The sequence below is a fragment of the Vibrio qingdaonensis genome (assembly GCF_026191675.1).
In the GTDB taxonomy this organism is placed as follows: domain Bacteria; phylum Pseudomonadota; class Gammaproteobacteria; order Enterobacterales; family Vibrionaceae; genus Vibrio; species Vibrio qingdaonensis.
Genome location: NZ_JAKRRY010000048.1, coordinates 22,536 through 31,583 on the forward strand (window position 1 = coordinate 22,536; position 9,048 = coordinate 31,583).

Here is a 9,048-nt window from a genome sequence, read left to right on the forward strand (position 1 = left end):
TGCAAATAACAGTAGGCCGAGCTCACTCGCCCAATAGAAGGAATTAACGATGCAACCTTTCACATCCCAACGAGTCTCCGCACTTCAAGCGTGGTTGGAATCCAATCAACTCGACGCCTTTGTCATCGCTCATGAAGATGAGTACTTGGGTGAGTATGTACCTGAGCACAATGAACGCCTGCACTGGCTTACTGGCTTTACCGGTTCAGCAGGTGCAGCAGTGGTTACTCAAGATCGCGCTGTCATTTTTGTTGATGGTCGTTACACCGTCCAAGTGACCAAACAAGTCCCCGCTGAGACGTTTGAATATTGCCACTTAATTGAAACACCACCAGTCGCGTGGCTACTAGAGCACCTTCCAGCAGGTTCTAGAGTGGGGATTGATCCACGTATGCACCGAGGCAATTGGTATCACAGCGCACAGAGCCAACTAGCAGGTCAACTCCAGCTTGTCCCTTGCGACACGAATCCTGTTGATCTTCACTGGGTTGACCGGCCTGCACCTCAACTTAGTGATGTGATGCTAATGCCTCTCGATTATGTAGGACAATCCAGTTTAGATAAACGACGTGAGCTCAGTCAGAATTTACGCCAATCCGGCGCGGCAGCTGCCGTGATCACCGAGCTAGACTCTATTTGTTGGCTTTTGAATGTTCGAGGTCTCGACGTTTCTCGCCTCCCTGTTCTGCTATCACATGCCATTCTCTTTGATGATGGTAGCGTGAAGTTCTTTATTGACTCAGCACGGATCACCGATCGCCAACGGTTTGACCAACACGTTGGTGAGCGTGTCACCGTCCATGCCCCTGATTCTTTATCTGAAGAGCTTGCAGCACTAGCAGGAAAAGTCGTGTCATTAGACTCAGGTACAAGTAATGCCTGGTTCCAACTTGAACTCGAACGTGTCGGTGCTATCGTTCTTCCACTCGCAGATCCATGCTTAATGCCTAAAGCTGCTAAGAACAGTGTGGAGATCGCTGGCATGAAAGCCAGCCATGTTCGTGATGGCGTGGCGATGGTCAAGTTTCTTTCTTGGCTGGATAACCAAGTCGAAAATAAGGTGACACACGATGAAGGCTCTTTGTCTAACCAGTTAGAATCATTCCGTCGTGAAGACACTTCACTTGTCGACCTAAGCTTTGATACGATTTCTGCATCCGGTGGTAACGCAGCGATGTGTCACTATAATCACATGAATCAAGAGCAACCAGGGGCGCTAATAAATGACAGCCTATATTTGGTTGACTCCGGCGGTCAATACCCTGATGGCACAACGGACATCACACGTACAATTGCTATCGGTCAACCGAGCGATGAAATGAAGCAGCAATTCACCCTCGTGCTCAAGGGCCATATTGGACTAGCGTCAGCATTGTTCCCGGATGGGACGTGTGGACACCAACTGGATATTTTGGCTCGACAACACCTATGGGCAAATGGATTTGATTACGACCACGGTACTGGACATGGTGTGGGTCACTTCCTTAGTGTCCATGAAGGACCACAGCGTATTGCAAAAGTCGTCAACAACACCGCTCTCGTACCAGGAATGGTATTATCTAATGAGCCGGGTTATTACCGAGCAGATGCGTTTGGAATTCGAATCGAGAACTTAGAATTGGTCGTTGAAAAAGCAACACAAGGTGACCTAACCATGCTTGGGTTTGAATCGCTAACACGCTGCCCAATCGACAAGCGCAATATTGTGTTAGACCAATTAAGCGAGGCTGAAGTTAACTGGCTCAACCAATATCATCAAACCGTTTTTGATGATATTTCTCCGTTAGTGACTGGCGAAACTCTTGAATGGTTACGCGAAGCTTGCCTACCAATTAACCGCTAACTTGGCTCATCAACAAAAAGAGCTGCAATTGCAGCTCTTTTTGTTTCACGTGAAACAAAGTTTTCTCGTCTTTATCTGATTCTCATTTACCCAGAATAGGACTGATGCCAGTCTTTCCATACCGGCTCCATCGCACGTTGCTTAACTGACACAGCGACTTCTTGTGCACTACGTTCATCGCTTATTTCGAACTGCTCTAGCTCTTGTGCATCATTAGCATATCCCCCTGGCTGCGTTTTTGACGCTGCACTAATGCTGGTGATCCCAAGCGGATAGACATTGTCTCGAAACTCAGGAGACTCACGAGTCGATAGCGATAATTCAACTTCATTGTTAAATAAACGATAGGCACAAATAAGTTGCACCAACTGCTTATCTGACATTACGGATTTTGGTTGTACCGCCCCTTCACAAGGTCTTAGCCTAGGAAAAGATATTGAGTAACGTGTTTTCCAATAGCGCTTTTCCAAATACTGAAGATGCGCAGCGACATAAAAGCAGTCCGTGCGCCATTCTTCTAGCCCTATCAACGAGCCAATTCCTACTTTATCAACGCCAGCTTGAGCTAACCGATCGGGTGTTTCTAATCGGTAGTCAAAGTCCATTTTATTCCCTCTAAGGTGGTGCTCAGCGTAAGTGCGACGATTGTAGGTTTCCTGATACACCATAACCGCATCAAGCCCTAGCGACTTGAGTTCCTTGTACTCATCAGTATCCAACGGTTGGACTTCCATTGCTAGATAACTGAAGTGCTGTTTAATTGAGGGTAACACCTGGCGGAAATATCGCATTCCAACTTTGGTTTCATGCTCGCCGGTGACTAAGAGTACGCTATCAAACCCCATCGATTTTATTACTATAGACTCAGCTTGTATTTCATCAATCGATAGTGTTTTTCGCTTAATTCGGTTTTCCATAGAAAAGCCACAATACGTACAAGCGTTAGCGCACAAGTTCGATAAATAGAGTGGAATATACATTCCCATCGTGTGGCCAAATCGCTGACGCGTCAAAGCATAAGACCGTTGTGCCATTTGCTCTATATAAGGCTCTGCCGCTGGCGATATTAACGCAGAAAAATCGTCAAGGTTAAGCCTGGTTTTTGTCAGGGCTCGCTCCACATCTGCTGCTGTCTTGCTATAAATCGATAAACGAATATCGTCCCAGTCATATTTTTCATGTTCAGTAACGAAGCTCATCGTCGCCCCCTAATTACTGCTCAGAAACGACGTTAATGGACTAGACGCTATGGCATGATCAACCCTACCTGCTAAACCACTCTCATAAGCCAGTCGACCAGACTCAACAGCAAGTTTAAACGCCTTCGCCATTAGCGCAGGATTTGCAGCCGATGCTATGGCGGTATTCACCAATACAGCATCAGCGCCGAGTTCCATTGCCAGCGCCGCATGGGAAGGAGCACCAATACCAGCATCAACAACTACAGGAACATTCGCTTGCTCGATAATAATTTCCAAGAAGTCTTGTGTCACTAACCCCTTGTTACTACCAATTGGTGCACCTAATGGCATGACGGCGGCGCAACCTACCTCCTCCAATCGCTTACAAAGCGTTGGATCCGCGGAGCAATACGGCAACACAATAAAGCCATCTTTTACCAATTGCTCAGCAGCAAGGAGCGTTTCAATTGGATCCGGTAGTAAATACTTAGGGTCGGGATGAATTTCCAACTTTAGCCAATTGGTACCTAGGGCTTCCCTTGCTAGATGCGCCGCAAATATAGCGTCCTTCGCATTTTTTGCGCCCGATGTATTAGGCAACAAATTTACCCCTCGCTCGATCAGGGGGCGAAGAATATCGTCTTCTTGTGTGTCTAAGTCGACACGCTTAAGCGCCATGGTTGCGAGCTCAGAACCACTTTCAATGATGGCGTCAACCATCAGAGACTTATCAGCAAATTTCCCCGTCCCTGTAAATAAGCGAGATGAGAAGTTCTTTCCTGCGATCGTTAACATGTTAGCCCCCGGCAATGGCTTGAAATACGTTGATGTTCATATGTGATGTAAGCGTGAAAGACGCCCATGTGGTTCGTGGAACAATGTTGTCATCAATCGCTACGGCACAACCATGAGTATCGATAGCTAATGTATCGAGAACATGCTGCAATGTCGCCGTGGCTGCAACTTCCATTGATGATCCATTTACTTGAATCGTTATCATGATACGTGCTCCTTTTGACCAGATGCACACACCCTGCATTCAGGGTCGTGTTGTAATTTTAGTGATTGCCAATGACCATTAAATCCGTCAAACATTTTTATCGTTGGCGTAATACTTTGAACTCGCCCGCTGGCTATTTTGATTGCTTCAAGAGCCGAGTAGACACCAATCATTCCGACTACCGGACCTACCACGCCGCTACTAGAACAGTCTATTGGTGCGGATAAATCATCAAAAGGATAAAGACACCGATAGCACGGTGCTGAAGGTTGGCTAGCAAAGCCGAATACGGTTAGCTGGCCATTCCAACCAATTGCTGCACCAGAGACAAGATTCGTTTTTGTCTCATAACATGCTTGGTTGATAGCATGGCGAGTTGGCAAGTTATCACTGCAGTCGATGACAATATCAGCCAAAGACACCTCAAGCTTTAATTGAGCTCCGCTAAGGAAAGTCTTTACCGTTCTTATTGAAACATCATCATTTCGTGCCAATAGCTGCTGTCTTAATGCGGTAACCTTTGAGGCACCAACATCGTCCTGTCGGTATGCAATTTGGCGAGGCAAGTTAGAGAGTTCGACAATATCTTGATCCGCAATCACAAGTCGCCCAATGCCAGCACCAGCCAGATATAGTGAGGCAGCGGTCCCCAACCCACCGCACCCAATCACCAATACGTGGCTAGATAATAATCGTTCTTGTCCTCGCTCAGCGATCTCTGGCACGCTGATCTGTCGAACATAACGTTGAAACTGGTTATCTAGCACCACTGACGATCCCTCATTACGCCGGAAAATTGATTTATCACGGTTGGTATGTCGCCAGCTTGAGTTATTGCCCTTACCACGGCTAAACTCGACACTCCACAACTCCATACTGGTTGAGCAGTCTCTAGATCGATACCACCGATGGCCACGGTTGGATACCCCACTGAATCGCCATATTTAATGGTGTCAATGAGCTTCTGATACAACGCTAAACGAACCAGTCCTTGTGGACGCGATGGCATATCTTTAGTCGTTGTTGGGAAAATATGGCCTAGTGCGATATAGCTAGGATTAATTTGGATAATTCTTAATAGCTCATAGTAACCGTGGGTAGAGAGTCCAAGTCGAATACCTGCGTTGGCAATCTTTCTAAGGTCTGCGGTTTCTATGTCCTCTTGACCAAGATGCACACCGTAGGCCTGGTACTTAAGCGCTAGTTGCCAGTAATCATTAATAAACACCTGCGCGTTATATTGATTGCCTAGCTCAATGGCCTGTTTGACCTTAGATTCTAAGTGCTCATCATCAGGATTTTTGATTCTTAACTGTATCGTTTTAATACCTAACTGAAGTAACGTTTTGATCCATTCAACGCTGTCCACAACTGGATAGAGACCAAGACTAGCCTTTGTCATTACAGAAAAAGCCGTTGTACTCGCCTTCACAGCCCAACCCACTTGTATGTTAAGTAACTCGTCTTCTATCACAGGTGTCGGAAAGTGCTGGCTCAGACAAGGCCATGTTTCACGTGAAACACACCCAGCACGAGCCAAGACCAATGCATCCTCAATGGGGAAATCAAGCACTAATGAAACAATGAACCATGATAAATGGTAACTTGTCTCTTCAATTTCCGAAGCACTCTTTAACGCTCGGCTAGACTCACTATTGCACGACCATACATCCATCGATTGTTGTTCATCTATTACATTTAAATAGATTTGAGTATTGGTAGCGAAATCATTCTCGCAGGCTAGTTCAGCTTTAGTCTTCTGATGTTGATAGAGCAGCGCATAATCAACGTCATTGGAAAACTCAGACGTAAGTAAATCAGTCGCTAAAACCGTTGTACGCTGTCCCCCTACAAGCTCTACTTGCAACGTTGTACTTGTGCCCATCGAAATCGCTGAGGTATCAAAACCAGCTTGTTTCGCAACGGACAAAATCGACGTTAAATGGATGCCAATATCGAGGCTATTGGCCGGCAATAGTATTTTCAAAGAATACTCCTATAGTATTTTATTCGGTCACAGCCGGGTGGTAGAGTTCAGCGCCAGAAGCGAGAAACTCTTCTGATTTCTGTCGCATCCCTTCTAGAGGATCTTCAATTAATTTGATGTTTATATCGCCTTGAGTTTCTAAACCCTTGGCGTACTCCCTCACTTCCTGTGAAATCTTCATTGAACAAAACTTCGGTCCACACATCGAACAGAAATGAGCAACTTTACCTGATTCTTGAGGCAAGGTTTCATCGTGGTATTGACGTGCAGTATCAGGGTCAAGTGCGAGGTTAAACTGATCTTCCCAACGAAATTCAAAACGAGCTTTCGACAAGGCATTATCTCGAATTTGTGCGCCAGGATGACCTTTAGCAAGATCCGCGGCATGAGCCGCAAGCTTATAGGTAATAAGCCCTGTCTTAACATCTTCCTTATTGGGTAGACCTAAGTGCTCTTTAGGTGTGACATAACACAGCATGGCACAGCCATACCAACCGATCATCGCAGCACCAATACCAGAAGTAATATGGTCATATCCAGGTGCTATGTCGGTAGTTAAAGGGCCTAATGTATAGAATGGAGCTTCGTGACAGTGCTCTAGTTGCTCTTCCATATTCTCTTTTATCATGTGCATAGGTACATGACCGGGACCTTCAATAATGACCTGAACGTCATAATCCCAAGCAACTTTAGTCAACTCTCCCAATGTTCGTAATTCAGAAAACTGAGCCTCGTCGTTAGCGTCAGCGATAGAACCTGGTCTTAACCCGTCCCCCAATGACAGCGCAACATCATACTTAGCACAAATCTCACAGATCTCCTTAAAGTTGGTATAAAGGAAACTTTCTGTATGGTGTGCTAAACACCACTTGGCAATAATAGACCCACCTCGCGAGACGATACCCGTGACACGCTTTGCTGTCATAGGAACATAACGAAGGAGTAACCCGGCATGAATCGTAAAGTAATCAACACCTTGTTCAGCCTGCTCTATTAACGTGTCTCTCATCACTTCCCATGTTAGGTCCTCAGCAATACCATTCACCTTTTCTAACGCTTGATACATAGGAACGGTACCAATTGGAACTGGGCTATTGCGCAGAATCCACTCACGGGTCTCATGAATATTACGCCCGGTCGACAAATCCATAACGGTATCGCCACCCCAGCGGGTACTCCAAACGAGCTTTTCAACCTCTTCTTCTATCGACGATGACACCGATGAATTGCCAATGTTGGCATTCACTTTAACCAAAAAATTGCGGCCAATGATCATTGGTTCAGATTCTGGATGGTTTATATTTGATGGAATAATTGCTCGACCTTCAGCAACCTCTTTTCGGACAAATTCTGGGGTAATTTCTTTTGGTAGATTTGCGCCAAAACTTTGCCCTGGATGTTGTTGAGTTAACATCTCATCAGCCATCTTTTGTCGCCCCATATTTTCTCTAATAGCAATGTACTCCATTTCAGGAGTTACAATGCCTCTGCGGGCATAATGCAATTGAGTGACGCACTCTCCATCCTTTGCTCGGCGTATACGAGGTAATTGTCCATAGCGAAGATCATCGAGTGTTTCGTCATTCAAGCGTTCCTGAGCAAAGTTAGATGTAACACCAGAAAGGACTTCAGTATCACTTCTTTCATCTATCCAGTGCTCTCTGAGCTTTGGTAGACCAGAGTAAAGATCAATACTGTGGTTGGGGTCCGTATATACGCCTGAGGTGTCATAGACGTTAATAGATTCGTTTTTTTCAAAGACAGGGTTGGATTTTGAGCCACCAACAAGACTATCGGCGAGGTGAATAGTTCGCATTGGAACTTGTATATCTACACGGGAGCCCTGGATATACGTTTTTTCAGAGTTCGGATAAGGTGTTACCGACAGGGTGTCGATAAATTGTTTAGCTTCCAGCCTGGTTTGTTTACGAGTCGACATAGCATTTCCTTTATTATCGTATAAGAAAGATAAATGCTTGACGGATATGTGAACACAAGAGGTATCAACAGCAATAGTGCGAGCAGAAAGTCAGCATGCACTATATGATAAAGAGGGAAATTCCATTCTTTTCTCCTGTTCCCTTCGCAGGTATTAGCCTGATCAGGTTCAACGGATCCCGAATAAACGGTCTCAGCCCAAAGGGGCACTCCGACAAGTATTGCGATAATCATAAACGAAATTCAATGATAACGCTATGAAGCAAATGTTAGCTTGCTCAAGTTTTCATCAATAACTGGAAACCGATCCATGCTGCCGTGATGCTCAAAAACACATTCAACAGTACATTCAGACCCATTTTGAAAAAGGCGCCTTGCTGCATAAGCAAGACATTATCCATGGAGAATGTAGAAAATGTGGTTAATGCACCTAAGAATCCCAATCCAATAATTTGACGCCAGGGTTCTGTGACCACTAGCTCTGCTTCAAATGCAGCAATCAGTAATCCCATAATAAAGGATCCCACGACATTGACCGTCAGTGTCCCATATGGGAACCCTCTCCCTAAAAGTACGACACAAAGTTCGGAAATAAGATATCTGGAGCAAGCCCCAAAGGCCCCTCCTAATGCGATATAACCCAAAATTGCAAATTGTCCCATAACTCGCTAACCAATAAATTTAATCAATACCGTAATAATATACGAAGGAAGTCTGATTACGACACTAGTATTGGAAATTAGTCGTTATAATAAGTATATCTCCAGTGACAAAATCTCACAGATTTAAAACGTTACATGCGTCACTTCTAGTGGTATTTAGAATAGATCGCTAAGCCTGTATTAACAGCGCTAGCAAAAGACTGTCAAACGCAGTCTCCCCATGTCGATAGATTGGATGATGCTAACCCGACTCCATTCCTTAGTATCGACTGTACCAACACTGTAAACTACTGCAGACGCAAGAAACCTCGTCTTTCGATAAAACTATTCTTTGGCTTTAATATAGGTAAGGGATAGGAAAAGACAGGATTCGCACTTGTCGATTCGGTGAATGCAAAAAGTTAGCAGCTAAATTCATCATTGATAATTTATTCTGG

Annotated in this window: 8 protein-coding genes and 1 riboswitch; of the genes, 1 reads left to right on the plus strand and 7 read right to left on the minus strand. The window is 45.0% G+C overall.

Annotated features, from left to right (window positions below):
• The first annotated feature begins 49 nt into the window (after nt 1-49).
• Entirely contained in the window at nt 50-1,843 is a 1,794-nt protein-coding gene (locus tag MD535_RS22920) for an aminopeptidase P family protein (protein ID WP_265677442.1), read from the plus strand.
• Nucleotides 1,844-1,929: 86 nt separating this feature from the next.
• Here MD535_RS22920 and thiH read toward each other — a convergent pair whose 3' ends face one another.
• From thiH to crcB, 7 genes are all read right to left on the minus strand, one after another.
• Nucleotides 1,930-3,042 carry a 2-iminoacetate synthase ThiH gene (gene thiH / locus MD535_RS22925; RefSeq protein ID WP_265677443.1) on the minus strand — a complete coding sequence of 371 codons (1,113 nt, stop codon included), beginning with the start codon at nt 3,040-3,042 and terminating at the stop codon, nt 1,930-1,932.
• Nucleotides 3,043-3,051: 9 nt separating this feature from the next.
• Complete coding sequence (locus MD535_RS22930) at nt 3,052-3,819, minus strand: thiazole synthase (RefSeq protein ID WP_265677444.1); 768 nt, start codon at nt 3,817-3,819, stop codon at nt 3,052-3,054.
• A gap of 1 nt (nt 3,820) precedes the next feature.
• Nucleotides 3,821-4,024: a sulfur carrier protein ThiS gene (thiS, locus tag MD535_RS22935; RefSeq protein WP_265677445.1), complete on the minus strand. Its 204-nt coding sequence runs from the start codon at nt 4,022-4,024 to the stop codon at nt 3,821-3,823.
• Nucleotides 4,021-4,794, minus strand: coding sequence for a HesA/MoeB/ThiF family protein (locus MD535_RS22940; RefSeq protein ID WP_265677446.1), 774 nt, complete (start codon nt 4,792-4,794; stop codon nt 4,021-4,023). Before MD535_RS22940 ends, thiS begins: the two co-directional genes overlap by 4 nt.
• The gene (locus MD535_RS22945; RefSeq protein ID WP_265677447.1) at nt 4,785-6,011 is read right to left on the minus strand and encodes a thiamine phosphate synthase; all 1,227 of its coding nucleotides are present in this window, start codon (nt 6,009-6,011) and stop codon (nt 4,785-4,787) included. Before MD535_RS22945 ends, MD535_RS22940 begins: the two co-directional genes overlap by 10 nt.
• Before the next feature lie 19 nt (nt 6,012-6,030).
• The gene (thiC, locus tag MD535_RS22950) at nt 6,031-7,950 is read right to left on the minus strand and encodes a phosphomethylpyrimidine synthase ThiC (protein WP_265677448.1); all 1,920 of its coding nucleotides are present in this window, start codon (nt 7,948-7,950) and stop codon (nt 6,031-6,033) included.
• 122 nt (nt 7,951-8,072) lie between these two features.
• Nucleotides 8,073-8,173, minus strand: a riboswitch (TPP riboswitch).
• 54 nt (nt 8,174-8,227) lie between these two features.
• Nucleotides 8,228-8,611 (minus strand): fluoride efflux transporter CrcB, encoded by a 384-nt coding sequence (crcB, locus tag MD535_RS22955; protein WP_265677449.1) that lies wholly within the window; start codon nt 8,609-8,611, stop codon nt 8,228-8,230.
• Nucleotides 8,612-9,048 lie beyond the last annotated feature (437 nt).

What these genes read in the sequence shown, in the direction of transcription:
- thiH (WP_265677443.1), bottom strand. Translation starts at nt 3,042, where the DNA reads ATGAGCTTCGTTACTGAACATGAAAAATATGACTGGGACGATATTCGT.
- MD535_RS22920 (WP_265677442.1), top strand. Translation starts at nt 50, where the DNA reads ATGCAACCTTTCACATCCCAACGAGTCTCCGCACTTCAAGCGTGGTTG.
- thiC (WP_265677448.1), bottom strand. Translation starts at nt 7,950, where the DNA reads ATGTCGACTCGTAAACAAACCAGGCTGGAAGCTAAACAATTTATCGAC.
- thiS (WP_265677445.1), bottom strand. Translation starts at nt 4,024, where the DNA reads ATGATAACGATTCAAGTAAATGGATCATCAATGGAAGTTGCAGCCACG.
- MD535_RS22930 (WP_265677444.1), bottom strand. Translation starts at nt 3,819, where the DNA reads ATGTTAACGATCGCAGGAAAGAACTTCTCATCTCGCTTATTTACAGGG.
- crcB (WP_265677449.1), bottom strand. Translation starts at nt 8,611, where the DNA reads ATGGGACAATTTGCAATTTTGGGTTATATCGCATTAGGAGGGGCCTTT.